Consider the following 23,153-nt stretch of genomic DNA (forward strand, 5'->3'; position numbering starts at 1 on the left):
AGTGTGCCGGCAGACCGGCATGTCCCGGCACCGTCCCCCAGGAGACCGACCATGAAGCGCCTGATCGCCCTCGCCCTGCTCGCCCTGTTCGCCAGCGCCTCGCTGACTGCCTGCAACACCATCGCCGGTGCGGGCAAGGACGTGAAGGATGCCGGCAAGGCGATCGAGAAGACCGCCGACAAGTGCAAGGACGGCAAGTGCTGAGCCGTCCCGATTCCTGACGCATTCGCGCCCCTTCTCGCCGCCCGGAGGAACCACCGATGAAGCGTCTGTCCGCCCTGCTCCTGCTGGCCGTGTTCGCCAGCGCCTCGCTCACCGCGTGCAACACCATCGCCGGCGCCGGCAAGGACATGCAGAAGGTCGGCGAGAAGGTCGAGGACAAGGCCCAGGACTGCAAGGACGGCAAGTGCTGAGCGCCTGAGCCCCGGGATTGCGCGTCCGCCCGGCGGCTGGCTAAGCTGGCCGCCGGTTTGTGAGAGACGAGGGAATCCCGATGAAGCGCCAATTCCCGCTGGGCCCGTGGGCCGTGCTGCTGGCTGCCGCGCTGGTGGCCCTGCCCGGCTGCAACACCATCGCCGGTGCCGGCAAGGACGTGCAGAGCGTCGGCAAGGCGGTCGAGAAGACCGCGGAGAAGTGCAAGGACGGCAAGTGCTGAGCTAAGGCCGCTCCCTGGCCGATCGACCCCCGAAGGCCCGCGCATGCGGGCCTTCGGCGTGTCTGGGGGCTGGCCGGGGGCGGCGGCGGCGGCGGTTACACTGTGCGCCGCTTCCCGCGCACCGCCCTGCATGAGCAAGACCCGCGTCCTCACCGGCATCACCACCTCCGGCACTCCGCACCTGGGCAACTACGTCGGCGCGATCCGCCCGGCGATCGCCGCCAGCCGCCGCGCGGAGGCGGAGAGCTTCTACTTCCTCGCCGACTACCACGCGCTGATCAAGGTGCAGGCGCCGGAGCGGGTGCAGCGCAGCACCCTCGAGATCGCCGCGGCGTGGCTGGCCTGCGGGCTGGACCCGCAGCGGGTCTGGTTCTACCGGCAGTCGGACATCCCCGAGATCCCCGAGCTCACCTGGCTGCTGACCTGCGTGGCCGGCAAAGGCCTGCTCAACCGCGCCCATGCCTACAAGGCGGCGGTGGACAAGAACCGCGCCGAGGGCGAGGACGACGATGCCGGGGTCAGCGCCGGGCTGTTCATGTACCCGGTGCTGATGGCGGCCGACATCCTGCTGTTCAACGCGCAGCGAGTGCCGGTCGGGCGCGACCAGGTCCAGCACATCGAGATGGCGCGCGATATCGGCCAGCGCTTCAACCACCTGTACGGCGAGCACTTCGTGCTGCCGGAGGCGGCGGTCGAGGCGCACGTGGCGACCCTGCCCGGCCTGGACGGCCGCAAGATGAGCAAGAGCTACGACAACACCATCCCGCTGTTCGTCCCGCGCGAGCAGCTGCGCCGGCTGGTGTTCTCGATCGTGACCGACTCGCGCGCGCCGGGCGAACCCAAGCCGACCGCGGATTCGGCCGTGTTCCAGCTCTACCAGGCCTTCGCCGCGCCCGAGGAAACCGCCGCGTTCGCGCGCGCCTTCGCCGACGGCATCGCCTGGGGCGACGCCAAGCAGGCGCTGTTCGAGCGGATCGACGCCGAGCTGGCGCCGCTGCGCGAGCGCTATGCGGCGCTGCTGGCGCGCCCGGCGGAGATCGAGGCGATCCTGCGCGACGGCGCCGAGCGCCTGCGCGCCCGCCACGCCACGCCGTTCCTGCGCCGGCTGCGCGAGGCGGTCGGCCTGCGCGACCTGTCGCGGGTCAGCCTGGCGGCCGCGCCGGAGCGCGCGAGGAAAAGCGCCGATGCGCCGAGCTTCAAGCAGTACCGCGAGGCCGACGGCCGTTTCTACTTCAAGCTGGTGCAGGGCGAGCGGGTGCTGCTGCAAAGCGTGGGCTTCGCCTCCCCGCGCGAGGCCGGCCAGCGCATCGCCGCGCTCAAGCAGGGCGAGATCGGCGCGCCCGGCAGCGACTTCGTGCTCGGCGAGGGCGTCGGCAGCGAGGAGGTGAACGCTGCGCTGGCCGCCTTCGTGGCCGACCACCTGGACGGAGCGGGCGGGACCTGAGCGGCGGGTTTGGCCGCTAGGGGCCACTTTTGACGTGGCGGGTCAGCCCGCGCGGGCCAGGGCTGGATGCGTCGCCGGGGCGGGCATGGCATGATTCCTGCTTGAATCGTGACCGTCGTCACTGCGTGGGTGTGCGTCCGCGCACGAACGGCCGATCCCCCATCCCTCCGGAGTCGACACCATGGGTCTGCTGGACTGGTTCAAGCGCAATGCAAGCAAGGATGTAAGCGTTTCCACCGCCGCGCCGGCGGCGCCACTGGAGGCGTTGACCTTCGGCGAGGGCGAGGGCCACCTCGGCAGTCTCGACATGAAGGCGGCGCTGGACGCGCATGCCGCGTGGAAGCAGCGCCTGCAGGATGTGATGGACGGCAAGCAGGCGCCGCCGGAGGTGCACCAGGTGGCGCGCGACGACCTGTGTGCGCTCGGCCAGTGGCTGCACGGCGAGGGCCGCGCCAAGTTCGGCGGTAGCGACGAGTACCGCACCCTGCTCAAGACCCACGCCGAGTTCCACCTGTGCGTGGGCGATGCCCTGAGCGCGCACCTGGACGGCCGCGGCGAGGACGCCGAGGACTGCAAGAAGAAGATGCGCGGGATGTCCGATCGCGTGCAGCTCGCGCTGGTGCGGTTGTTCATGCGCGCACGCGGCCTCGGCTGAGGCCGCCCCCGGCGCGGACCCTGCAGGCCGGACCGGATCGCGCCGCCGCCCGGAAACGGGCCGGCCGCGCCTAGTCCCAGGTGCGCGGGGTCAGCCCGCGTTCCGGATCCGCCATCGGCACCACGCAGAAGCGCTGGCCGGTCGGGGCCTCCATCACCCACCAGCGCTCGCGCACGAACGCGAGCTTGCGCGCACCCAGCGCTTCCAGGCGGGCGGCCTCGGCGTGCACGTCGTCGGCCTCGATGTCCAGGTGCACGCGCGAGGGATGCGCGACCTGCTGCACTTCGATGTGCAGGCCATGCGGCGTGTCGCCCAGGCGCTGGTAGCGCCCGGCGGCATCGCCCGCCGCGCGGTCGGCGACGGTGCAGCCGAGCGCCTGCGCCCAGAAGTCGGCGGCGGCGTCGAGATCGTCGGTCTGGCAGTCGATGATGAAACCGGCGAGGCGGCTGCGATGGGCCATGGCGGGGCCTGTGGTGGGGGATGCAAGCAACGGCGGCGGGCCGTGGCCTGCCGTCGCCGGGAGCGCAGCCGCAGGGTTACTGCGGCAGGGCCAGGTCGTCCAGCAGCGCCTTGAGGAAGCGCGCGGCCTCGCCGCCGGTGCAGGCGCGGTGGTCGAAGGTCAGCGAGATCGGCAGCCGCCGGTGCACCTCGATGCCGCCGATCACTGCCACCACGTCGTGGCACAGCTTGCCGGCGCCGACGATCGCCACGCACGGCGGCACCACCACCGGCGTCGCATAGCGGCCGGCGAACATGCCGAAGTTGGACAGCGAAATGGTGTAGCCGGTCAGCTCGCTGGCCGGGATGCTGCGGCTCTCGACCTGCGCGCGCAGGCGGTCGATGCCCTCGCGGATGCCGCGCGCGTCCAGCACGTCGGCGTTGCGCAGGGCCGGCACGAACAGGCCGTCCTCGGTGTCGACCGCGATCCCGATGTCCACCTGCGGATGCAGGGTGCGGCTCAAGGCCTCGCCGTCGAACCAGGCGTTCAGCGCCGGCACCGCCCTGCACGCGGCCACGATCGCGCGCACCAGGCGCACGGTGATGTCCTGCTTGCCGATCCAGGCGTGCAGGTCGGCGTCGTCCACCAGGGTGGTGGGCACCACCTTGGCGTGGGCATCGGCCATCACCCGCGCCATGTTGCGGCGTACGCCCTTGAGCTGCTCCGGCTGGCCGGAGGCGGCCACACCCGGTGGCTGGGTGCGCATCGGCTTGCCGGATTGCGACAGCGGGCCGCGCGGCGCCGGCGCCGCGGCGGGCGCGGCCGCGGCGCGGGCAGCGGCGGCGGGCGCGGCGCCGGCCTTGGCCGAACCGTCCGCGGCGGCGCGCTTGACGTCGTCCATCGTGACCGTGCCGTCCGGGCCGCTGGCGCGCACGCGGGCGAGGTCCACGCCCAGCTTGCGCGCCAGTGCGCGCACCGCCGGGAGCGCCCTGACGCCGCCCACCGCGACCGCGGCCTCGCTGACCACCGCGTCGCCGACCTGCATCGCGCCGACCACGGTGCCGGCATCCGCCGGCTGTGCTGGCGCAGCGGGCGCCGGTGCGGCAGGCCGGTGGTGGTGGCCGGTGTCGTGGCCCTCCGCGCGCTGCGGCAGGCTGGGGTCGATCTCGAACTCGGCCAGCAGGGCCCCGGTGGCGATCACGTCGCCCGGGCCGCCGGCGAGCTTGAGCACCTTGCCGGACACCGGCGAGGGCACCTCGACCACGGCCTTGGCGGTCTCCATCGACACCAGGTTCTCGTCGAGGCGGATGCTGTCGCCGACCTTGACGTGCCATTCGACGATGGTGGCGTCCGGCAGGCCTTCGCCGAGGTCGGGGAGGTAGAACGGCTTGTTCATGGCGGGCTTCACGATGGGCGGTCAGCGGTGGCGCGGCGGGCGCGCCGCGAGGAGGGGTCAGGCATGCGCCAGCGCGCGCCGGGCGGCGGCGACGATCTTGTCCACGCTCGGCAGGTACTTCATCTCGAGCCGGAACAGCGGGATGTGGGTGTCGTAGCCGGTCACGCGCTCGACCGGGGCCAAGAGGTCGTACAGGCATTCCCCGGCGATCCGCGCGGCGATCTCGGCGCCGAAGCCGGCAGTCTTGGCGGCTTCGTGCACGATCACGCAGCGGCCGGTCTTGGCCACCGATTCGGCGATGGTGGCGAAGTCCAGCGGCTTGAGCGTGGCCACGTCGATCACTTCGGCGCGGATGCCTTCGTCGGCCAAGCGGTCGGCGGCCTCCAGGGTCTCCTTCACCTGCGCGCCCCATGTCACCAGGGTGATGTCGCAGCCGTCGCGCAGCACGTAGCACACGTCCAGCGGCAGGGCCTGGCCATCGTCCGGCACCAGCTCCTTGTACTGGCGGTAGATGCGCTTGGGCTCCATGTAGATGACCGGGTCCGGGTCGCGGATCGCGGCCAGCAGCAGGCCATAGGCGCGCTGCGGCGAGCTGGGCATCACCACGCGCAGGCCGGGCACGTTGGTGAAGATGGCCTCGTTGGCCTCGCTGTGGTGCTCCGGCGCGCGGATGCCGCCGCCCCACGGCACCCGCAGCACCATCGGGCAGTGCAGGCGGCCGCGGGTGCGGTAGCGCATGCGCGCGGCATGGCAGACGATGAAGTCCACCATCGGGTACATGAAGCCGTCGAACTGGGCCTCGGCCACCGGCTTCATGCCCTGCGACGCCATGCCGACGGTCAGGCCGGCGATCGTGGTCTCGTCCAGCGGGGTGTCGATCACCCGCTGCGCGCCGAAACGCTGCTGCAGGCCGGCGGTGGCGCGGAACACGCCGCCGTTGACGCCCACGTCCTCGCCGAGCACGACCACCGACGGGTCGTGCGCGATCTCCCAGGCCAGCGCCTGGGTGATCGCCTCGATCAGGGTGATCGGCTGCGCGCTCATGCCCGCCCCTCCTGCGCCAGCGCGGCCGCGCGCTGCGCCTGCACGTCCGCCGGCATGTCCGCGTAGAGGTAGTCGAACATCGCTTCCACCGGCTGCACCGGGGTCTCCAGGTAGGCGTTGATCTCCGCGTCCACGCGCTGGCCGCATTCCTCTACCCAGGCCTGTTCCTGGGCGTCGTCCCACAGCCCCTGCGCCACCAGGAAGGTGCGCAGGCGCAGGAAGGGCTCTTTCTGCCATGCCGCCTTGACCTCGTCCTCGCTGCGGTAGCGGCGGGCGTCGTCGGCGGTGGTGTGGTCGTGCAGGCGGTAGGTGACGAACTCGAGCACGCTGCCGCCCTCGCCGGCGCGCGCGCGCTCGCCGGCGCGGCGCATCGCCTCCAGCACTGCGACCAGGTCGTTGCCGTCCACTTGCAGGCAGTGCAGGCCGCCGGCGATGCCCTTCTGGGCCAGGGTCTGGGCGCCGGTCTGGGCCTTGCGCGGGACGCTGATCGCCCAGCCGTTGTTGATCACGCACAGCACCACCGGCAGGGTGAACGCGCCGGTGGAGTTCACCGCGGCGTAGAAGTCGGTCTTGGAGGAACCGCCGTCGCCGCAGGTGGCCACCGCGATCCGCGGCTCGCCGCGCAGCTTGAAGGCCATCGCCGCGCCGGCCGCCATCAGGCACTGGGTGGCGATCGGCACGCACCAGGGGTAGTCGTGCGCCGGCGCGCCGGTCAAGAGATTGCCGCGCTCGTCGCCGCCCCAGTAGAGCAGCACGTCGCGTGGGCGCAGGCCGCGCGCGAACTGGGCGCCGTACTCGCGGTAGCTGGGCGCGAACACGTCCTCCGGCCGCAGCGAGGCGCCGATCCCGACGTGGGTGGCCTCGTGCCCGAGGCAGCTGGCGTAGGTGCCGAGCTTGCCGGTGCGCTGCAGGGCGATCGCCTTGCCGTCGAAGGTGCGCACGAACAGCATCTGCTTGAACAGCGGCACCAGCGCGGCTGGCTCCGGCACCGCCGGCGGCAGCGGGGCGACGAGCCGGCCGTCCGGCCCGAGGTATTGCAGGTAGTCGATCTGGAAGCTGGCAGCGAGCGTCATGCGCCGGATCCGGGGGGATTGGTTGCGAATGATACGGACGCCGCGTTCGGGTTCCGTTGCGCGCTGCAAAAAACGCGCCCGCCGCGGGCGCAAAAAAGAAGGCGCAGCCGGGGGCTGCGCCTTCGCGGGAAGCGACCGGCCGCGAGGATCAGGGCAGGTCGAGGATGGCGGTGTTGTTGCTGGGGTTGGTGTCCGTAGTCGTCGTACTGACCATGGCGGTCAGGCGTATACGCTGTCCAGGAGGGAATCCGGCCGGGGCATATAGCCGCACGCTGAAGTCGGATGCCCCACCACCCGGTAGCGGTGCAGTGGTGCTGCACTGGAACGTGCCCCCATTGTTCGTGGTCGGGGAGCAGATCCAGTTCCGCGGTGGAGTGATGGCGACGGTGACACCCGCCGGCAGCGAGGCATCCACCTGCACGCGTGCGTTTTGCAGGGCATCCGGGCCGAGGTTTCTGGCCGTCAGCGAGGTGAAGATCCGCTTCGCGTTCGAGAACACGACCTGCCACGCCGCGCTGGCGTCGCCGGCCTCGCCGAGGCGGACGGTCACCCGCACCGGGTCGTGGTCGGAGGTGCGCAGCGGCGGGTTGGCCGCGGTGTACGGCGGATTGAACTGCGCCAGATAGGCCTCGCGGAAGTCGGCGTTGACCCGCGCGTGGTCGACGAATACCGCGTCCACGCCCGGGGTGGTCAGCAGCGACTGGCTGACCAGCGCGTGGTCGAGGGTCTGGGTGATGTTGGCGTAGATGTACGAGTAGCGCTCGTCGGGGTCCGCGGTCAGGGTGTTGCCCACCACCAGCGGGGTGCCGCCGTTGGCCGCGGTCAGCGGGCTGTCGTACCAGCTGAGCACCTGCGGCGCCGGCGCCGGGTTGCCGACGGTGATGCCGAGCGCGTCGACATAGCCGTCGTTGACGTCGAAGGCGTTGAAGTCGCCGACCACGATCACCTTCTCGCCGGGCACGCCGCCGATCACGCCGTTCTGGATGTCGCGCACCAGCCCGGCCAGGTAGACCGCCTGCTCGCCGCGCTTGGCGCGCACCTCCTCGCTCTTGGTGGCATAGCCGAGGCTGCCGGGCGCGGTGCTGTCGATGCTGCCCAGCGAGCGCTGGTGGGCCACAACCACCGTCAGCGGGAAGCTGCGGCCGTTGGCGAAGTGCACCACCGCCTTCATCCGCAGCGGCGGGCGGTCGTTCAGCAGCTTGTTGCTGGGGGTGCCGTCGGCGTTCTTCTGCACCACGGTCTTGCCGTGCTGCTCGACCTCGACCACCTCGACCCGCGGCGGCACGCCGACGCTGCGGGTGTTGACCAGGAAGCCGACGTTGATGCCGCCGACGTCGTTGCCCGGCACCAGGTAGGCCTGGTACTGCGGCGCCTTGTCGCAGGTGGCGTTGAGCTTGTTGCCCAGGGTCTGCAGGGTGGACAGGTTCTCGACCTCGACCGCGCCGAGGATGTCCGGGGTCTGCAGCCAGTCGCAGATCACCGCGGCGGCCTTGGTCACGCGCTTGTCGAAGTTGGCGCTGGTGTAGACCGGGCCGGGGCCGTCGTTCTGGTCGTTGAAGAAGCGCAGCAGGTTGAAGCCGGCCACGGTCAGGTCCTCCGGCTGCGGCGCCGGAACCGCCTGCGCGGTGCCGGAGACGATCGTCGGCGGCTCGGCGGCGTCGTACAGGATCTCCCACGCCGGCACGCTGTAGCTGTTGCCGAAGTAGGTCAGCACGCCGACCAGCCCGGTGACGGTGCCGCGCGCATCCACCCGCGGGGTGCCGCCCGGCGGCACGATCAGCGGGTAGACCTTCAGCCGCTCCTGGTTGCCGTCGAAGTACGGGATGGTGGACTGCTTGGCCGGCGGGATCGGGAACGGATCGAAGATGCTGATGCCGGCCTCGCGCAGCGGGCGCGGCACGCCGTCGACCACGATCTCGAACTCGCCGTTGAGATCGCTGGCGGTCAGGGTGTCGGAATTGCTGGTGCCCGGCGAGGGCGCCACGATCCGCCCGGACGGCACCGCCACCCGCATGCCCTCCAGATGCTCGAGGGTGTCAGGGGTGCTGTTGGGCGGGGTCATCGCCGCGGTGATCACCACCGGCGCCGGCAGCGGGTTGCCGCTGGAGGTGACCGCGATGTTGGACGGCAAGAGCTGGGTGGTCGGCAGCGGGCTGGTGCCGTAGAACTCGGCGACGGTGCCGGTGACCTGCACCGCATCGCCCACGTTCACGCTCGGCGCGCCGCCGGTGAACACGTAGATGCCGTCGGAGGTCGCCGGGTCGCCGTCGCCGACGATCGACTGCATGAAGAAGCCGCTGGTGCGCTTGGCGGTGACCACGCCGGTGGTCACCACCGCATAGCCCTCATACGGCGACTTCCAGCTGTTGCCCTGGATCTGGCCGATGCTGAGCGCGGCGGTGTCGTCGTTGAGGATGGTGCCAAGGCCGGTGAGGTCGCCCGGCAAGGCCCCGACCACGTTGCTGAGGGTGACCACGAAGCTCTCGTTGAGCTCGGGCACGGTGTCGCCGTAGACCAGCACGGTGAAGGTGTAGGTGGTCTGCCCGGCCGGGATCACCTGGTGGGTGAGGGCCTTGGCCTCGTAGTCGCTGCCGGCGGTGGCGGTGCCGTCGCTGGTGGCGATGTCGAAGCTGACCCCGCCCGCCGGCGCCGGGGCCGACAGCGAGACGGTGAAGGTGAACGCGGTGGTGCCGCTGTTGCCTTCCAGCAGGGTCACGTCATCGATGCTGATGACCGGCGTCACCGGGCCGCAGGTGCGCACCGGGCTGGCGCTGTTGCGCGGGGTCGGGGCGCCGACCGCGAAGTCGGCGCTGTTGTTGTCGGTGTCGGTGCAGCCGTCGGCCGCGCGCAGCACCGCGGTGGTGTTGCCCGGGGCCGCGGTCGGGGCGGTTTCGGCGCAGTTGGCGCTGCCGAAGCCGACGAAATCGACCACCGCGCCGCCGAGCGGGCAGCTGCCGCTGAGGGTGGTCTGGTTGTTGACCAGCGCGACCTTGCCGGCGGTGGCGCTCATGGCGATGGTGCCGGTGGCGTCCGGGGTCGGCAGGTTGGTGGTGCCGCCGGCGCCGTCCGCCTGCTTGACCAGGTAGTAGCCGCCCGGCGCGATCGAGCCGCTCAGGTTGGTGCGGGTCCAGCTGGTGCCGGTGGAGGAGGCGTACTGCACCGACCAGCCGCTCAGGTTGACCGGAGTGGTGCCGTTGTTGTGCAGCTCGATGAAATCGCTCTTGTAGGTGGCGCCGCTGTTGCCGCCGCCGCCGTAGACCTGGCTGATCACCACCTGCGCCTGCGCCGCCCCGGCGGCGCCCAGCAGCAGCAGCGCCAGCCCGAGGCGCCTTGCCATGTGCATCATGAGAGTGTGTCCCCTTGGATGGCCGGGCCGACCGCGCCCGGTCGCGCGATTGTGCGGCATTCCGATGACGGCTGCATGTCGGGGCCCGGGCGGCCCGGGATGCCGGTCCGGCATGCGAGAATGGGCCATGGCCTCCGACCGCAACCTGCGCGACCTCGAAGCAGGCATCCACACCGACCTCGACGGCCGCCTGACCTACGGCGGCTACCTGCGGCTGGACCTGCTGCTGGCCGCGCAGCAGCCGCTGTCGGACCCGCCGCACCACGACGAGATGCTGTTCATCGTCCAGCACCAGGTCAGCGAGCTGTGGCTGAAGCTCTTGGTGCACGAGCTGTCGGCCGCGCGCGAGCACCTCCGGCACGACCGGGTCTGGCAGTTCGGCAAGGTCGCGGCGCGCTGCAAGCGGGTGCTGGAGCAGCTGACCGCGCAGTGGTCGGTGCTGGAGACGCTGACCCCGCCGGAATACCTGCAGTTCCGCGACGTGCTCGGGCCGGCGTCGGGATTCCAGTCCCTGCAGTACCGCCTGGTCGAGTTCCTGCTGGGCAACAAGAATGCCGGGATGGCGCGGGTGTTCCGTCACGACCCGGCGGCGCACGCGGCGCTCGAGGCGGAGCTGCACGCGCCCAGCCTGTACGACGAATTCCTGCGCTACTTGGCGCGCTGGGGGCATGCGGTGCCGCAGGCGTGCCTGCAGCGCGACTGGTCGGTGCCGCACGCGCCGCTGCCGGCCCTGCTGCCGGTGTTCGAGCGCATCTACGCCGATCCGGACCGGTACTGGCGCGAATACGCCCTGAGCGAGGACCTGGTGGACCTGGAGACCCAGTTCCAGCTGTGGCGGTTCCGGCACATGCGCACGGTGATGCGGGTGATCGGCTTCAAGCGCGGCACCGGCGGCTCGTCCGGGGTGGATTTCCTCAAGCGCGCCCTGGAGCTGTCGTTCTTCCCCGAGCTGTTCCAGGTGCGCACCCATCTGGCGCCGCCGGGGGCGGCGCCCGCCGCGGGCTGAGCGATGGCCGCGGCGCCGGTGCAGGCGGCGGTGCCGGTCGCGCTGCAGCTGGGCGCGCTGGTCGCGGCGGCGGTGGTGCTGGCGGCGGCCGCGCGCGGCCTGCCCTGGTACAAACTGGAGGGCGACCGCGAGGCGCAACGCGTGCTGCTGCTGGCCACCGCGGCACTGGCGGCGCTGCGCTGGTTCAATGCGGACGCGCTGGCCGGCAGCAGCCTGCACTTCCTCGGCGCCACCGTGGCCACCTTGATGTTCGGTCCGCGCTTCGCGCTGTGGGCGCTGGCGGTGGCCAGCCTGCTGGCGTGGATCGGCGGCACGGCCTGGCTGGGCTGGGCACCGGACTTCCTCGCCTGCGGGGTGGTGCCGGTGCTGGCGACCCAGGCGCTGTACCGGATCGAGCAGGCCCATCTGCCGCCCAACCTGTTCGTGTACGTGCTGGTCAACGGCTTCGGCGGCGGCGCGCTGGCGATGCTGGCCTCGCACCTGGCCAAGGCTGGGGTCGCGGCGTGGTCCGGGCTCGGCGATCCGGCGTTCTATCTGGTCAGCGCGGTGCCGATGATGTTCGGCGAGGGCTTCCTGAGCGGCGGGACGATGGCCCTGGTCGTGGTGTACCGGCCGCAGTGGTGCGCCAGCTTCGACGACGACCGCTACCTGCGCCCGCCGCCCGCCTGAATGCGTCCCGGTTTGACGGGATGCCCGCGCCTCGGTGATGCTCCGGCGCCGGCCGCGCGCCGGCCCAGTCCGGCGACGCGCGCCGGGCGAGGGACAGAAAACAGCCGATTTGGAGGGGAGACCGCATGAGCGGAGCCGTCGACACGTCCACCCCGGTGCAGCCACCGGAATTCCCGCAGCGCCTGGGCCACCCGCGCCCGCTGTGGATGCTGTTCATGACCGAATTCTGGGAGCGCTTTGCCTTCTACGGCATGCGCTGGGCGCTGACGCTGTACATCGTCGCCCAGTTCTTCGGCGGCGATGCGGCCGGGCAGGCCTCCGCCAGCCGCACTTACGGTGCGTTCCTGGCGCTGGTGTACGCCACCGCGATCTTCGGCGGCTACGTCGCCGACCGCGTGATCGGCTACCAGCGCTCGATCCTGGTCGGCGCGGTGGTCTCGGCGATCGGCTACTTCATGGTCGTGGTGCCCGACCACACCCTGTTCCTGCTCGGCCTGGCCACGATCATCGTCGGCAACGGCCTGTTCAAGCCGAACATCTCCGCCCAGGTCGGGCAGCTGTACGCGCAGGGCGATGCCCGCCGCGACTCCGGCTTCACCATCTTCTACATGGGCATCAATGCCGGTGCGTTCGTGGCCCCGATCATCACCGGCCTGCTCGCCGAGCGGTTCGGCGGCCCGGACATGCCGGCCTACAAGGCGGTGTTCCTTGCCGCCGGCATCGGCATGCTGATCTCGACCGTGTGGTTCTGGTTCGGGCGCCATCAACTGGGCGGGATCGGCCGCCCGCCGGCCGGCGCCGAGGGGCCGACCCGGGTGCTGGCCGTGCTCGCCGGGGTGGTCCTCGCGGTGCCGCTGGTCTACTTCCTGATGTCGATCGACGCCGGCATCCTGCTGTGGATCCTGGCGGCGCTGTTCGTCGGCCTGTGCGTGGTGGTGCTGGCCGAGGGCGTGCGCGAAGGGCCGGTGAACCGCGACCGCGCGCTGGCGATGCTGGTGATCTTCGCGTTCAACGTGCTGTTCTGGATGTTCTTCGAGCAGGCCGGCAGCTCGTTCAACTTCCTCGCGCAGAACATCGTCAACCGCGACTTCGGCGGCTTCGAGTTCCAGGTCGGCTGGTTCCAGTCGGTCAACCCGATCGCGATCCTGGTGCTGGCGCCGGTGTTCGCCTGGCTGTGGGTGCGCCTCGGCCGCGCCAACCCGTCGATCCCGCGCAAGTTCGGCCTCGGCCTGATCCTCAATGGCCTGGCCTTCCTGCTGCTGATGTACGCGCTGTCGAGCCTGGTCGACCCGGCCACCCACAAGATCCCGTTCTGGACCCTGTTCATGGTGTACGTGATCCAGACCGCCGGCGAGCTGTGCCTGTCCCCGATCGGGCTGTCGATGGTGACCAAGCTGGCGCCGGTGCGGGTGGTCGGGCTGGCGATGGGCGGCTGGTTCCTGTCCACCGCGATCGGTAACAACCTGTCCGGCATCTTCGCCGGGCACGTCAGCGGCGAGGGCGGCATGACCGTGGCCTCGGCCCAGGCCGGCTATACCTTCGGCTTCTACGCCCTGGTCGGCGCCGGCGTGCTGCTGTTCCTGATCGCGCCCCTGATCCAGCGCTGGATGCACGGCGTGAAGTAAACCGTCCCGCACGGGACGTGGCGCAAAGGACGGCGGCCTGCGGGCCGCCGTCTGCGTTGGGAGCGGCGGGGCCTCAGCCGGCGGCCGGCGCGCCCTCCTCGGCGCGCAGTTCCAGCTCGTCCAGGCGGTCGAGCAGGTCGAACAGGCAGTGGCGCTCGTTCTCGCTCATGTCCGCCAGCAGCCGGCGCTCGAACTGCAGCGCCTGCGGCACGATCTGGTCGTAGATCGCATAGCCCGCCGCGGACAGGCGCAGCACCGAGCGCCGGCGGTCGTCCTCGTCGAATTCGCGCTCGATCCGCCCGGCCTCCAGCAGGCGCGCCACCGCGCGGCTGACCGCGACCTTGTCCATCGCGGTGCGCTGCGCGACCTGGTTGGCCGACAGCCCCGGGTAGCGGCCGAGGATCGCCATCACCCGCCACTCGGTCACCGCCAGCCCGAAGCGGGTCGAGTACTCGCGCGCGATCGCGCTGCTGATGCGGTTGGACAGCACGCTCAGGCGGTAGGGCAAAAAATGCTCGAGGTCGAGGGTGGCGTGATCGGCGGCGGACGGGGCGGTGGTCATTGCTGCATCGCGGCTTGAAATGGTTGCTTATGAAACAATAGGATGGGCGCCCCGACCAGGATCCGGCCATGAGCGCGCACCCCAATCTTGGCATGCAGCCGACCACTTTCGAGAACCCGATGGGCATCGACGGCTTCGAATTCGTCGAATACGCCGCCCCGCCGGAGCAGGCCGGCCACCTGCACGACTACTTCCGCCGCCTCGGCTTCGTGCAGGTCGCGCGCCACCGCAGCCGCCCGATCAGCACCTACCGCCAGGGCGACTGCACCTTCCTGATCAACGAGGACCCGGATTCGTTCGCCGCGCGCTTCGCCCGCGAGCACGGGCCGTCCGCGTGCGGCTTTGCGATCCGCTTCCGCAAGCTGGCCGAGTGGGTGCGGGTGCAGGCGCTGAAGAACGGCGCCGAGCCGTTCCCGCTCGAGGACGAGCTGACCAAGGCGGTGGCCGCGCCGGTGATCAAGGGCATCGGCGGCTGCATGCTGTACCTGGTCGACCGTTACGACGCCACCGGCACCATCCACGACCCCGACTACGAATGGCTGCCGGGCGCGGAGAAGATGCCGCGCGGGTTCGGCCTGACCTTCATCGACCACCTCACCCACAACCTCTACCCGGGCAACATGGAGAAGTGGGCGGACTACTACGAGCGGCTGTTCAACTTCCGCGAGATCCGCTACTTCGACATCAAGGGCGCCAAGACCGGCCTGCTGAGCAAGGCGATGACCGCGCCGGACGGCATGGTGCGCATCCCGCTCAACGAGTCGCGCGACCCCAAGAGCCAGATCAACGAATACCTCGAGCAGTACAAGGGCGAGGGCATCCAGCACATCGCCCTGTTCACCGACGACATCTACGCCACGGTGGAGCAGATGCGCGCGGCCGGGATCGCGTTCCTCGACACGCCCGATACGTATTTCGAGGTGATCGACCAGCGCATCCCCAACCATGGCGAGGACGTGGCGCGGCTGCAGGCCAACCGCATCCTGATCGACGCCGACCCGGAGACCAAGACCCGCAAGCTGCTGCAGATCTTCACCCAGAACGCGCTCGGCCCGATCTTCTTCGAGATCATCCAGCGCAAGGGCAACGAGGGCTTCGGCGAGGGCAACTTCCAGGCCCTATTCGAGTCGATCGAACGCGACCAGATGCGGCGCGGGGTGCTGTGATGATCGGTGGCCGCTCGCCCTGAGCCTGTCGTGGGGCGGGTGGACGTGCATGGTTCGACAGGCCCACCACGCACGGCCAGCACGAGGTGGCCTTCGACCGGCCGACCGGGAGCGAGCAAGGACATGACGACCCAATCCAAGGGCTACCAGACCGGCTTCGGCAACGAATTCGCCAGCGAGGCGCTGCCAGGCGCGCTGCCGGTCGGGCAGAACTCGCCGCAGCGCTGCGCCTACGGGCTGTACAACGAGCAGCTGTCCGGCACTGCGTTCACCGCGCCGCGGCACGCCAACCGCCGCAGCTGGCTGTACCGCATCCGCCCGGCGGCGATGCACGGGCCGTTTTCCGCGTTCGCCGGCGCGCCGCAGCTGCACGGCCGCTTCGACGGCGGGCCGGTGCCGCCGGACCAGCTGCGCTGGGATCCGCTGCCGTGGCCGGAGGCGCCGCGCGACTTCCTCGAGGGCCTGTTCACCATGGCCGGCTGCGGCGGGCCGGAGGCCGGCAGCGGGATCGCCGTGCACCTGTACGCCGCCACCCGCGACATGGACGGGCGCTACTTCTACGATGCCGATGCCGAGCTGCTGCTGGTGCCGCAGGAGGGGCGGCTGGTGGTCGCCACCGAGCTGGGCGTGCTGGAGCTGGCACCCGGCCAGATCGGGGTGGTGCCGCGCGGGGTGCGCTTTGCGGTGCGGCTGCCCGACGGCCGCGCGCGCGGCTACGTGTGCGAGAACTTCGGCGCGCTGCTGAAGCTGCCCGACCTCGGCCCGATCGGCAGCAACGGGCTGGCCAACCCGCGCGATTTCGAGACGCCGGTCGCGGCGTTCGAGGACCGCGAGGGCGCGTTCGAACTGGTCGCCAAGTTCCAGGGCGCGCTGTGGCGCGCCGACATCGGCCATTCGCCGCTGGACGTGGTCGCCTGGCACGGCAACTACGCGCCGTACCGCTACGACCTGGCGCGCTTCAACACGATCGGCTCGATCAGCTTCGACCACCCCGACCCGAGCATCTTCCTGGTGCTGCATTCGCCCAGCGACACGCCCGGCACCAGCAACATGGACTTCGTGATCTTCCCGCCGCGCTGGCTGGTCGCGCAGCACACCTTCCGCCCGCCGTGGTTCCACCGCAACGTCGCCAGCGAGTTCATGGGCCTGGTGCACGGCGCCTATGACGCCAAGGCCGAGGGCTTCGTGCCGGGCGGCAGCTCGCTGCACAACGGCATGATCGGGCACGGCCCGGATGCGGAGACGTTCGAGCGCGCCAGCCGCGCCGACCTGTCGCAGCCGGACGTCATCCGCGACACCATGGCCTTCATGTTCGAGAGCCGGCACGTGCTGCGGCCGACCGCGCAGGCGCTGCAGGCGCCGTGGCGGCAGCGCGGCTACCAGGCCTGCTGGGCCGGCCTGCGCAAGCACTTCCCCGGCTGAGCGCGGCTCACGGCGCGCGCGCATCGGCGCCGGCGGCCCCCGCCGGCGCGGACGCCAGCGCGGCCGCCAGGGCCGGCAGCAGATCCTCGGGCAGTACTTCCTGCAGGCGCGCGGCCACCCGTTCGCCGTAGCGCGGGCTGGTCAGCCGGCGCAGCAGGGGCACCGCCTCGAACAGGCCCGCCAGCAGCGCGTCCTGGTCGGCGGCGAACTGGATGCGCGCCTTCAGCTCGACCGCGTCCGGATGCCGCTGCAGCTGCAGCATGTCGACCACGTACAGCTTGGCGGCGACCAGGCTGCGGCGCTGCCCGCCCCGTGGCGCCGCCGGCGTGCTGGCCGCCGGCGCTGCCGGCGCGCGCGCGGGCAGCGGGGGTGGCGCAGACGCAACGTGCGATGCGTTGGTGAGCGCTTGCGCCGCATCCTCCAGCAGGCCGGCGTCGCGCAGGCGCTGCAGCAGCGGCAGCGCATCGCTGCCCAGCAGGGCCAGCAGTTCGTCCAGCCGGCGGCGGCCGTCGGCGAGGATCAGCGCGCGGCGTTCGCGCAGGGACAGGCCGAATCGGCTGCCGGCCTGCAGCGCCGCGAGGGCGCGTGGGGTCTTGGCGAGCAACATGCACCGGGCTCCGCGAAGGCCCGGCCATGCTGGCCGGCGCGAGTGTCAGCGCGGTGACGGCGGGGCTGCGGGTGTGCGCACCGAGGGGTCGGGGGCTGCGGCAGGCGCAGGCGCGGCGTCGGCCGCGGGCAGCGCCGCGGCGGTCGGCAGCGGCGGCTTGCGCCCCAGGTGCAGCGCCAGCGCCGCCATCGCCAGCAGGTGCGCGCTGATCGGCGCGGTCACGAACAGGAAGGCGGTGATCAAGAGCTCGCGCGGCTGCGGGTCGGTGCCGGTGAAGGCGTGGTAGCCGACCGAGGCCACCAGCACGCTGCCGACCCCGAGGGTGCTGGCCTTGGTCGGCGCGTGCAGGCGGCGGAAGAAGTCCGACAGCTTGAGCAGGCCGAGCGAGCCGACCAGGATGAAGAAGCAGCCGGCGGCCAGCAGCGCGGTCAGGGCGATGGCGACGATCCAGCTCATTCGACGATGTCCCGGCGCATCACGTACTTGCTCAGCACCACGGTGCCGACGAAGCCCAGCATGGCGATGATCAGCGCGGCCTCGAAATAGATCGCGCTGCCCAGGGCCATGTCCAGCAGCATCAGCTCGGCGATCACCGCGACGTACAGGGTGTCGAGCGCGAGGATGCGGTCGGTCACGGTCGGCCCGCGCAGCAGGCGCACCAGCGCCAGCAGCATGGCCAGCCCGACCACGTGCATGGCCACGACGATGGCATAGGCCAGCAGGCCTTCGGGGGTCATGGGAACAGCTCCATCAGCGGGGCCTCGTAGCGCTGCTTGATCTGGCGGACCAGCGCCTCGGGCTCGCGCAGGTCGAGCACGTGCACCAGCAGCCAGCGGCGGTCGGGCGAGAGCATCGAGGACACCGTGCCCGGGGTCAGGGTGATGATGCTGGTCAGCGCGGCGATGCCGTGGATGTTGCCGATGTCCAGCGGCACCCACACGAAGCCCGGCTGGATCCGGCGCTCCGGCCCGAGCACCTGGCGCGCGACGGTGAGGTTGGCGTGCACGATGTCCCACGCCAGGCGCGCCAGCAGCCGCGGCAGCGGCCGCAGGCTGCCGATGCGCGCGAACTCGCGGTCCAGGCGCGCCGCGAAGGGTGGCACCAGCAGCGCCAGCAGCAGCGCCATCGCCACGCTGCCGGCGTCCACTGCGTCGTTCATCAGCAGCCAGAAGCAGAACACCACCGCGCTCAGCGCGGGCGACGGCAGCCAGCGGCGGCGCGCGGCGGCGGGGGTCATGGCGCCTTCCCCTGCGGCAGCTGCGCGCGCACCTGCGCGAGGTACGCCTGCGGCGCCTGCAGCTGGGCGGCGCTGGCGCGCAGGTAGTCCAGCAGCGGCGCGGCGGCCAGCACCATGGCGATGCCGTAGCCGAGTAGCAGCACGATCGCGGCGGTCTCGCGCGGGCGCGCCGGGGCGGCGACGATGGTCGGTTGCGTGCCCGCCGGCAGCGGCGGCAGGCGCCAGAACAGGCGGCTGCCGGCCCGCGCCAGCCCGACCAGCGTCAGCAGCCCGGTGGCCAGCACCAGCAGCCAGATCCAGAACGTCGGCGCGCCGGGCGGCACCGCCTGCAGCAGCAGCAGCTTGCCGACGAAGCCCGACAGCGGCGGCAGCCCGGCCAGGGCGACCGCAACCAGCAGGAACAGCACGCCGGGCAGGCTGCGGTCCGGCAGCTGCGCCGGCACGTCCTTGCGGTCGCCGGCGCGCCCGCGGCGGCGGCGGATCAGGTCCGCCAGCAGGAACAGCGCGGCGCCGGCGAAGGTGCTGTGCACCAGGTAGAACAGGCCAGCGCTGACCGTGCCCTCGGTGTGCAGGGCGAAGGCCACGAACAGGGTGGCCGCCGAGCCCAGCATCAGGTACGCGGCGAGGGTGCGCAGGCGCACCGCCGCCAGCACCCCGAGCGCGGCCAGCAGCAGGGTGGCCGCGCCGAGACCCAGCAGCGCCGGCCAGGCGAAGCCGGCCAGCGGGCCCGCCGCGAACAACAGGCTGGCCACCCGCAGCAGGGCATACAGCCCGACCTTGGTCATGATCGCGAACAGCCCGGCCACCGCCGCCGGGGCATGGGTGTAGGTCTGCGGGAGCCAGAAGTACAGCGGCAGCAGCGCGGCCTTGGCGCAGAACACCACCAGCAGCAGGCCGCCGGCGGCTGCGACCAGCGCGGCGTCCTGCGCCGGCAGCGCGGCGATGCGCTGCCCCAACTCGGCCATGTTGAGGGTGCCGAGTAGCCCGTACAGCAGCCCCAGCGCGACCAGGAACAGGCTGGAGGCGGCGATGTTGAAGCTGACGTAGTGCAGCCCCGCGCGCAGGCGCTCACCGCGTCCGCCGCTGAGCAGCAGCCCGTAGGAGGCGATCAGCAGCACCTCGAAGAACACGAACAGGTTGAACACGTCGCCGGTCAGGAAGGCGCCGTTCAGGCCCATCATCTGCAGCTGGAAGAAGGCGTGGAAATGCGGCGCGCGCCGGTCCCAGCCCGCGCTGGCATGCAGCAGCACGGCGATCGCCAGCAGCTGCGCGGTCAGCAGCAGCAGCGCCGACAGCCGGTCCACCATCAGCACGATGCCCAGCCGCGCCGGCCAGTCGCCGAGCAGGTAGACCTCGATCCGGCCGCTGCCGGCGCCGACCAGCAATTGCAGCGCGGCGACCAGCACCAGCGCCTGCGCCAGCGCCGCCAGGCCGCGTTGCGCGGCGATCCCGGCGCGGCGGCGCTCGAGCAGCAGCGCCAGCGCGCCGGCCACCAGCGGCACCACCACCGGCAGCAGCGGCCACGGGGTCATGCCGCGCCTCCGCCGGCCGCGCGGTCGTCGCCATGGTGCGCGCCGCGCGCCGCGGCATGCCGCTGCGCCTCGGCGGCGCGCCAGGCGGCTTCCGCCTCGCGTCCGTCGACATGGTCGCTGCGGTTGTCGTTGCGGCTGCGGATCGCCACCACCACCACCACCGCGGTCATCGCGAACGCGATCACGATCGCGGTCAGCACCAGCGCCTGCGGCAGCGGGTCGGCGTAGTGCGCCAGGTCCGCCGGCACGCCGTCGCGCAGCACCGGCGGCTTGCCCGGGACCAGGCGGCCGCCGGCGAAGATCAGCAGGTTGACCGCGTAGGACAGCAGGGTCATGCCGAGGATCAGGTCGAACACCCGCGCGCGCAGCAGCAGGTAGACCCCGGCCGCGGTGAGGATGCCGATGGCGCTCGCCATCGCCAGTTCCATCAGGCGTCCTCCCCGGTCATGGGCGAGCGCCGCGCCGGATCGACGCGGCCGGCGTGCGCCTCGCGCACCAGCGCCGGGCGCACCGTGCCCAGCATCGACAGCGCCAGCATCGCCCCGGCGAACACCACCATGTACACCCCGGTATCGAACACCAGGGCGCTGGCCAGCGACAGCGGGCCGACCAGCGGCAGCGTGAGGTCGAGGTGGCCGCTGGTCAGGAACGGGCGCGCGAAGGCCAGCGCACCCAGCCCGCCGGCGGCGGCGATCAGCAGCCCGATCCCGATCCCGCGCACGTAGTCGAAGCCGAAGCGCGACTCCACCGAAGCCGCGCCCTGGATCACGTACAGCACCAGCAGCGGCACCGCCAGCACCAGCCCGGCGATGAAGCCGCCGCCGGGTGCGTTGTGGCCGCGCAGGAACAGGAACACCGACACCGTCAGGGTCAGCGGGAACAGGATCTGGGCGAGGTCGGCCGGGACCGGCAGCTTGACCGGCGGGCCGGGCATCCGCTTCTCCGGCGCCAGCCGCGCGCGCCGCAGCAGGGCGTGCACGATCAGGGCGGCGACCGCGAACACGGTGATCTCGCCGAAGGTGTCGAAGCCGCGGAAGTCCACCAGGATCACGTTGACCACGTTGCGGCCCCAGGCCTCGGGCAGGGCGCGTGCGAGCAGTTCGCCGCTGATGGTGGCGTGCGGGCGCACCATCATCTGGTACGCCAGTGCCGCCACCCCGGCACCGGCCAGCAGCGCCACCGCGGCGTCGCGCGCGCGCCGCGCCGGCGCGCGCTCCGGCGGCGAGCGCGCCGGCAGGTAGTGCAGCGCCAGCAGCAGCAGGACCAGGCTGACCATCTCCACCAGCAGCTGGGTCAGGGCCAGGTCCGGCGCGGACAGGAACACGAAGGCCAGGCTCACCATCAGCCCGGCGCCGCCGAGCACGATCACCGCCAGCAGGCGCTGCCGGTACAGGCGCAGCGTCCACAGCGTGCACGCGACCAGCACCAGCCACAGGCCCCAGCCGAGCGCGGGCAGCGGCTGCGGGGCCGGCCATGCCAGCGCCGCAGGCGACCCGAGCAGCCACGGCGCCGCGCCCGCGGCGAGCGCGGTCAGCACCAGCCATAGCAGGCTGCGCTGCAGGCCGCCGTTGGCCAGGGCCTCGGTGAAGCGTGCGGCCAGCGCATACAGCGCCTCCTGGTTCCAGCGGAACACGCGCCGGCCGAGCGAGCGGCGCACGCTGGCGTGCAGGTCGAACAGCCGGCGCAGGCCGAAGTACAGCGCGACGCCGCCGGCCACGCTGGCCAGGCTCATCAGCAGCGGCGTGTTGATGCCGTGCCAGACCGCCAGGCTGTAGGCTGGCATCGCCGGGCCGAGGATCGCCGCGGCACCGGCGTGCAGGACCGGGGCCACCGTCAGCCCCGGCAGCACGCCGACCGCGACGCACAGCACCACCAGCACTTCGACCGGGATCTTCATCCAGCGCGGGGGTTCGTGCGGGACGCGGTCGATCGCGCGCGGGCCGCGGCCGAAGAAGGTCTCGTACACGAAGCGCAGGCTGTAGGCGACGCCGAAGATGCCGAACAGCAGCGCCGCCAGCGTGATCCCCGCGCGCATCAGGCGGTGGCCGTCGAGGCTGAGCGCCTCGGCGAAGAACATCTCCTTGGACAAAAAGCCGTTGAGCAGCGGGATCCCGGCCATCGCCAGCGCGGCGATGATCGCCAGCGCCGAGGTCCAGGGCATGTAGCGGCGCAGGTTGCCGAGCCGGCGCATGTCGCGGGTGCCGGTCTCGTGGTCGATGATGCCGGCGGCCATGAACAGTGAGGCCTTGAAGGTGGCGTGGTTGAGGATGTGGAACACCCCGGCCACCACCGCCAGCGGGGTGGACAGCCCGAACAGCAGGGTGATCAGGCCGAGGTTGGAGATCGTGGAATACGCCAGCAGGCCCTTGAGGTCGTGCTGGAAGATCGCCAGCCACGCGCCGCCGACCAGGGTCAGGGTGCCGACCGTGGTCACCGTGTAGAAGAACAGGTCGGTCCCGGACAGCGCCGGATACAGCCGCGCCAGCAGGAACACGCCGGCCTTGACCATGGTCGCCGAGTGCAGGTAGGCGGACACCGGGGTCGGCGCGGCCATCGCGTGCGGCAGCCAGAAATGCAGCGGGAACTGCGCGCTCTTGGTGAACACTCCGGCCAGCACCAGCGCCAGTGCCCACGGATACAGCGGGCTGGCGCGGATCGCATCGCCGGCGGCCAGCACCGCCGACAGCTCGTAGCTGCCGACGATGCGCCCGAGCAGCAGCACCCCGCCGAGCAGCGCCAGCCCGCCGGCGCCGGTGATCGCCAGCGCCATGCGCGCGCCCTCGCGCGCGTCCTCGCGCTGCGACCAGAAGCCGATCAGCAGGAACGAACTGATGCTGGTCAGCTCCCAGAACACCACCAGCAGCAGCAGGTTGCCGGCCAGCACCACGCCCAGCATCGCGCCCATGAACAGCAGCAGCAGGGCATAGAAGCGGCGCGCGCTGTCCTGCGGCGAGAGGTAATAGTGCGCGTACATCACCACCAGCAGGCCGATCAGCAGCACCAGCCCGGCGAACATCCACGCCAGCCCGTCCAGGCGCAGGGTGAAGGCCAGCCCGGCCTGCGGGATCCACGGCAGCGACAGCAGCGGCACCTGCCCGGCGAGCACCGCCGGCGTCAGCAGTGCCAGCACCCCCAGGCCCAGCAGCGGCGCCAGCGCCGCCAGCCAGGCGCTGCCGCCGCGCGAGCTGCCGCGCGCGAGGGCGACCAGCAGCGACAGGGCGAACGGCAGGGCCAGCAGCAGGGCGAGCATCGCGCTCCGTGGGGGTGACAACAGG

Annotated in this window: 23 protein-coding genes; 10 read left to right on the forward strand and 13 right to left on the reverse strand. The window is 71.7% G+C overall.

The genetic code is table 11. The annotated features are described in order from the left end of the window. The first annotated feature begins 51 nt into the window (after positions 1-51). From ML340_RS00610 to ML340_RS00630, 5 genes are all read left to right on the forward strand, one after another. Positions 52-204: an entericidin A/B family lipoprotein gene (locus ML340_RS00610; protein ID WP_240095595.1), complete on the forward strand. Its 153-nt coding sequence runs from the start codon at positions 52-54 to the stop codon at positions 202-204. A 56-nt stretch (positions 205-260) separates the two neighbouring features. Continuing rightward, positions 261-413: an entericidin A/B family lipoprotein gene (locus tag ML340_RS00615; RefSeq protein ID WP_240095597.1), complete on the forward strand. Its 153-nt coding sequence runs from the start codon at positions 261-263 to the stop codon at positions 411-413. Positions 414-493: 80 nt separating this feature from the next. Continuing rightward, positions 494-655, forward strand: a complete 162-nt coding sequence (locus tag ML340_RS00620; protein WP_240095599.1) for an entericidin A/B family lipoprotein — start codon at positions 494-496, stop codon at positions 653-655. 130 nt (positions 656-785) lie between these two features. Next, positions 786-2,099 carry a tryptophan--tRNA ligase gene (locus tag ML340_RS00625; protein WP_240095601.1) on the forward strand — a complete coding sequence of 438 codons (1,314 nt, stop codon included), beginning with the start codon at positions 786-788 and terminating at the stop codon, positions 2,097-2,099. A gap of 181 nt (positions 2,100-2,280) precedes the next feature. Further along, complete coding sequence (locus ML340_RS00630) at positions 2,281-2,754, forward strand: CZB domain-containing protein (protein WP_240095603.1); 474 nt, start codon at positions 2,281-2,283, stop codon at positions 2,752-2,754. A gap of 70 nt (positions 2,755-2,824) precedes the next feature. On the opposite strand, the gene ML340_RS00635 is transcribed toward ML340_RS00630, so the two are convergent. The 5 genes from ML340_RS00635 to ML340_RS00655 form a co-directional block, all read right to left on the reverse strand. After that, complete coding sequence (locus tag ML340_RS00635; RefSeq protein WP_240095605.1) at positions 2,825-3,214, reverse strand: VOC family protein; 390 nt, start codon at positions 3,212-3,214, stop codon at positions 2,825-2,827. Between the two features lie 76 nt (positions 3,215-3,290). After that, positions 3,291-4,589, reverse strand: a complete 1,299-nt coding sequence (locus ML340_RS00640; RefSeq protein ID WP_240095607.1) for a dihydrolipoamide acetyltransferase family protein — start codon at positions 4,587-4,589, stop codon at positions 3,291-3,293. 57 nt (positions 4,590-4,646) lie between these two features. Then, positions 4,647-5,633, reverse strand: coding sequence for an alpha-ketoacid dehydrogenase subunit beta (locus tag ML340_RS00645; RefSeq protein ID WP_240095609.1), 987 nt, complete (start codon positions 5,631-5,633; stop codon positions 4,647-4,649). Continuing rightward, positions 5,630-6,706, reverse strand: coding sequence for a pyruvate dehydrogenase (acetyl-transferring) E1 component subunit alpha (gene pdhA, locus ML340_RS00650; protein ID WP_240095611.1), 1,077 nt, complete (start codon positions 6,704-6,706; stop codon positions 5,630-5,632). Before pdhA ends, ML340_RS00645 begins: the two co-directional genes overlap by 4 nt. Before the next feature lie 148 nt (positions 6,707-6,854). After that, positions 6,855-10,043, reverse strand: coding sequence for a lamin tail domain-containing protein (locus ML340_RS00655; RefSeq protein ID WP_240095613.1), 3,189 nt, complete (start codon positions 10,041-10,043; stop codon positions 6,855-6,857). A 136-nt stretch (positions 10,044-10,179) separates the two neighbouring features. Here ML340_RS00655 and ML340_RS00660 point away from each other — a divergent pair, with 136 nt between their 5' ends. From ML340_RS00660 to ML340_RS00670, 3 genes are all read left to right on the forward strand, one after another. Then, entirely contained in the window at positions 10,180-11,058 is an 879-nt protein-coding gene (locus ML340_RS00660) for a tryptophan 2,3-dioxygenase (RefSeq protein WP_240095615.1), read from the forward strand. A gap of 3 nt (positions 11,059-11,061) precedes the next feature. Further along, complete coding sequence (locus tag ML340_RS00665) at positions 11,062-11,727, forward strand: energy-coupling factor ABC transporter permease (protein WP_240095617.1); 666 nt, start codon at positions 11,062-11,064, stop codon at positions 11,725-11,727. Positions 11,728-11,852: 125 nt separating this feature from the next. Then, positions 11,853-13,352, forward strand: a complete 1,500-nt coding sequence (locus ML340_RS00670; RefSeq protein ID WP_240095619.1) for a peptide MFS transporter — start codon at positions 11,853-11,855, stop codon at positions 13,350-13,352. Between the two features lie 73 nt (positions 13,353-13,425). On the opposite strand, the gene ML340_RS00675 is transcribed toward ML340_RS00670, so the two are convergent. Continuing rightward, on the reverse strand, positions 13,426-13,914 hold the full coding sequence (locus ML340_RS00675) for a MarR family winged helix-turn-helix transcriptional regulator (RefSeq protein WP_240095621.1): 489 nt from the start codon (positions 13,912-13,914) through the stop codon (positions 13,426-13,428). A gap of 68 nt (positions 13,915-13,982) precedes the next feature. Between ML340_RS00675 and hppD the strand changes: the two genes are divergently transcribed. Together hppD and hmgA are read left to right on the forward strand one after the other, a co-directional pair. After that, positions 13,983-15,080, forward strand: coding sequence for a 4-hydroxyphenylpyruvate dioxygenase (hppD, locus tag ML340_RS00680; protein ID WP_240095623.1), 1,098 nt, complete (start codon positions 13,983-13,985; stop codon positions 15,078-15,080). 123 nt (positions 15,081-15,203) lie between these two features. Beyond that, positions 15,204-16,502 (forward strand): homogentisate 1,2-dioxygenase, encoded by a 1,299-nt coding sequence (gene hmgA, locus ML340_RS00685; RefSeq protein ID WP_240095625.1) that lies wholly within the window; start codon positions 15,204-15,206, stop codon positions 16,500-16,502. A 7-nt stretch (positions 16,503-16,509) separates the two neighbouring features. On the opposite strand, the gene ML340_RS00690 is transcribed toward hmgA, so the two are convergent. The 7 genes from ML340_RS00690 to ML340_RS00720 are packed head-to-tail and all read right to left on the reverse strand — an operon-like array spanning position 16,510 to position 23,128. Beyond that, positions 16,510-17,109 (reverse strand): hypothetical protein, encoded by a 600-nt coding sequence (locus tag ML340_RS00690; protein ID WP_240095627.1) that lies wholly within the window; start codon positions 17,107-17,109, stop codon positions 16,510-16,512. A gap of 45 nt (positions 17,110-17,154) precedes the next feature. Next, positions 17,155-17,565 carry a Na+/H+ antiporter subunit G gene (locus ML340_RS00695; protein WP_240095629.1) on the reverse strand — a complete coding sequence of 137 codons (411 nt, stop codon included), beginning with the start codon at positions 17,563-17,565 and terminating at the stop codon, positions 17,155-17,157. Beyond that, a complete protein-coding gene (locus ML340_RS00700; RefSeq protein WP_240095631.1) occupies positions 17,562-17,846 on the reverse strand; it encodes a K+/H+ antiporter subunit F in 285 nt (94 codons plus the stop codon). The genes ML340_RS00695 and ML340_RS00700 overlap by 4 nt, the downstream gene beginning before the upstream one ends. Continuing rightward, entirely contained in the window at positions 17,843-18,346 is a 504-nt protein-coding gene (locus ML340_RS00705; RefSeq protein ID WP_240095633.1) for a Na+/H+ antiporter subunit E, read from the reverse strand. Before ML340_RS00705 ends, ML340_RS00700 begins: the two co-directional genes overlap by 4 nt. Next, positions 18,343-19,878 carry a monovalent cation/H+ antiporter subunit D gene (locus ML340_RS00710; RefSeq protein ID WP_240095635.1) on the reverse strand — a complete coding sequence of 512 codons (1,536 nt, stop codon included), beginning with the start codon at positions 19,876-19,878 and terminating at the stop codon, positions 18,343-18,345. Before ML340_RS00710 ends, ML340_RS00705 begins: the two co-directional genes overlap by 4 nt. Beyond that, positions 19,875-20,306 carry a Na+/H+ antiporter subunit C gene (locus ML340_RS00715; RefSeq protein WP_240095637.1) on the reverse strand — a complete coding sequence of 144 codons (432 nt, stop codon included), beginning with the start codon at positions 20,304-20,306 and terminating at the stop codon, positions 19,875-19,877. Before ML340_RS00715 ends, ML340_RS00710 begins: the two co-directional genes overlap by 4 nt. Continuing rightward, the gene (locus ML340_RS00720) at positions 20,306-23,128 is read right to left on the reverse strand and encodes a monovalent cation/H+ antiporter subunit A (RefSeq protein WP_240095639.1); all 2,823 of its coding nucleotides are present in this window, start codon (positions 23,126-23,128) and stop codon (positions 20,306-20,308) included. Before ML340_RS00720 ends, ML340_RS00715 begins: the two co-directional genes overlap by 1 nt. Between the last annotated feature and the right edge of the window lie 25 nt (positions 23,129-23,153).

Source organism: Thermomonas flagellata (assembly GCF_022419185.1).
Taxonomy (GTDB): Bacteria; Pseudomonadota; Gammaproteobacteria; order Xanthomonadales; family Xanthomonadaceae; genus Thermomonas; species Thermomonas flagellata.

Bases quoted from the DNA above. Each gene is read 5' to 3' on its own strand.
- ML340_RS00610 (WP_240095595.1), top strand. From the start codon at position 52: ATGAAGCGCCTGATCGCCCTCGCCCTGCTCGCCCTGTTCGCCAGCGCC.
- ML340_RS00615 (WP_240095597.1), top strand. From the start codon at position 261: ATGAAGCGTCTGTCCGCCCTGCTCCTGCTGGCCGTGTTCGCCAGCGCC.
- ML340_RS00620 (WP_240095599.1), top strand. From the start codon at position 494: ATGAAGCGCCAATTCCCGCTGGGCCCGTGGGCCGTGCTGCTGGCTGCC.
- ML340_RS00625 (WP_240095601.1), top strand. From the start codon at position 786: ATGAGCAAGACCCGCGTCCTCACCGGCATCACCACCTCCGGCACTCCG.
- ML340_RS00630 (WP_240095603.1), top strand. From the start codon at position 2,281: ATGGGTCTGCTGGACTGGTTCAAGCGCAATGCAAGCAAGGATGTAAGC.
- ML340_RS00635 (WP_240095605.1), bottom strand. From the start codon at position 3,214: ATGGCCCATCGCAGCCGCCTCGCCGGTTTCATCATCGACTGCCAGACC.
- ML340_RS00640 (WP_240095607.1), bottom strand. From the start codon at position 4,589: ATGAACAAGCCGTTCTACCTCCCCGACCTCGGCGAAGGCCTGCCGGAC.
- ML340_RS00645 (WP_240095609.1), bottom strand. From the start codon at position 5,633: ATGAGCGCGCAGCCGATCACCCTGATCGAGGCGATCACCCAGGCGCTG.
- pdhA (WP_240095611.1), bottom strand. From the start codon at position 6,706: ATGACGCTCGCTGCCAGCTTCCAGATCGACTACCTGCAATACCTCGGG.
- ML340_RS00655 (WP_240095613.1), bottom strand. From the start codon at position 10,043: ATGGCAAGGCGCCTCGGGCTGGCGCTGCTGCTGCTGGGCGCCGCCGGG.
- ML340_RS00660 (WP_240095615.1), top strand. From the start codon at position 10,180: ATGGCCTCCGACCGCAACCTGCGCGACCTCGAAGCAGGCATCCACACC.
- ML340_RS00665 (WP_240095617.1), top strand. From the start codon at position 11,062: ATGGCCGCGGCGCCGGTGCAGGCGGCGGTGCCGGTCGCGCTGCAGCTG.
- ML340_RS00670 (WP_240095619.1), top strand. From the start codon at position 11,853: ATGAGCGGAGCCGTCGACACGTCCACCCCGGTGCAGCCACCGGAATTC.
- ML340_RS00675 (WP_240095621.1), bottom strand. From the start codon at position 13,914: ATGACCACCGCCCCGTCCGCCGCCGATCACGCCACCCTCGACCTCGAG.
- hppD (WP_240095623.1), top strand. From the start codon at position 13,983: ATGAGCGCGCACCCCAATCTTGGCATGCAGCCGACCACTTTCGAGAAC.
- hmgA (WP_240095625.1), top strand. From the start codon at position 15,204: ATGACGACCCAATCCAAGGGCTACCAGACCGGCTTCGGCAACGAATTC.
- ML340_RS00690 (WP_240095627.1), bottom strand. From the start codon at position 17,109: ATGTTGCTCGCCAAGACCCCACGCGCCCTCGCGGCGCTGCAGGCCGGC.
- ML340_RS00695 (WP_240095629.1), bottom strand. From the start codon at position 17,565: ATGAGCTGGATCGTCGCCATCGCCCTGACCGCGCTGCTGGCCGCCGGC.
- ML340_RS00700 (WP_240095631.1), bottom strand. From the start codon at position 17,846: ATGACCCCCGAAGGCCTGCTGGCCTATGCCATCGTCGTGGCCATGCAC.
- ML340_RS00705 (WP_240095633.1), bottom strand. From the start codon at position 18,346: ATGACCCCCGCCGCCGCGCGCCGCCGCTGGCTGCCGTCGCCCGCGCTG.
- ML340_RS00710 (WP_240095635.1), bottom strand. From the start codon at position 19,878: ATGACCCCGTGGCCGCTGCTGCCGGTGGTGGTGCCGCTGGTGGCCGGC.
- ML340_RS00715 (WP_240095637.1), bottom strand. From the start codon at position 20,306: ATGGAACTGGCGATGGCGAGCGCCATCGGCATCCTCACCGCGGCCGGG.
- ML340_RS00720 (WP_240095639.1), bottom strand. From the start codon at position 23,128: ATGCTCGCCCTGCTGCTGGCCCTGCCGTTCGCCCTGTCGCTGCTGGTC.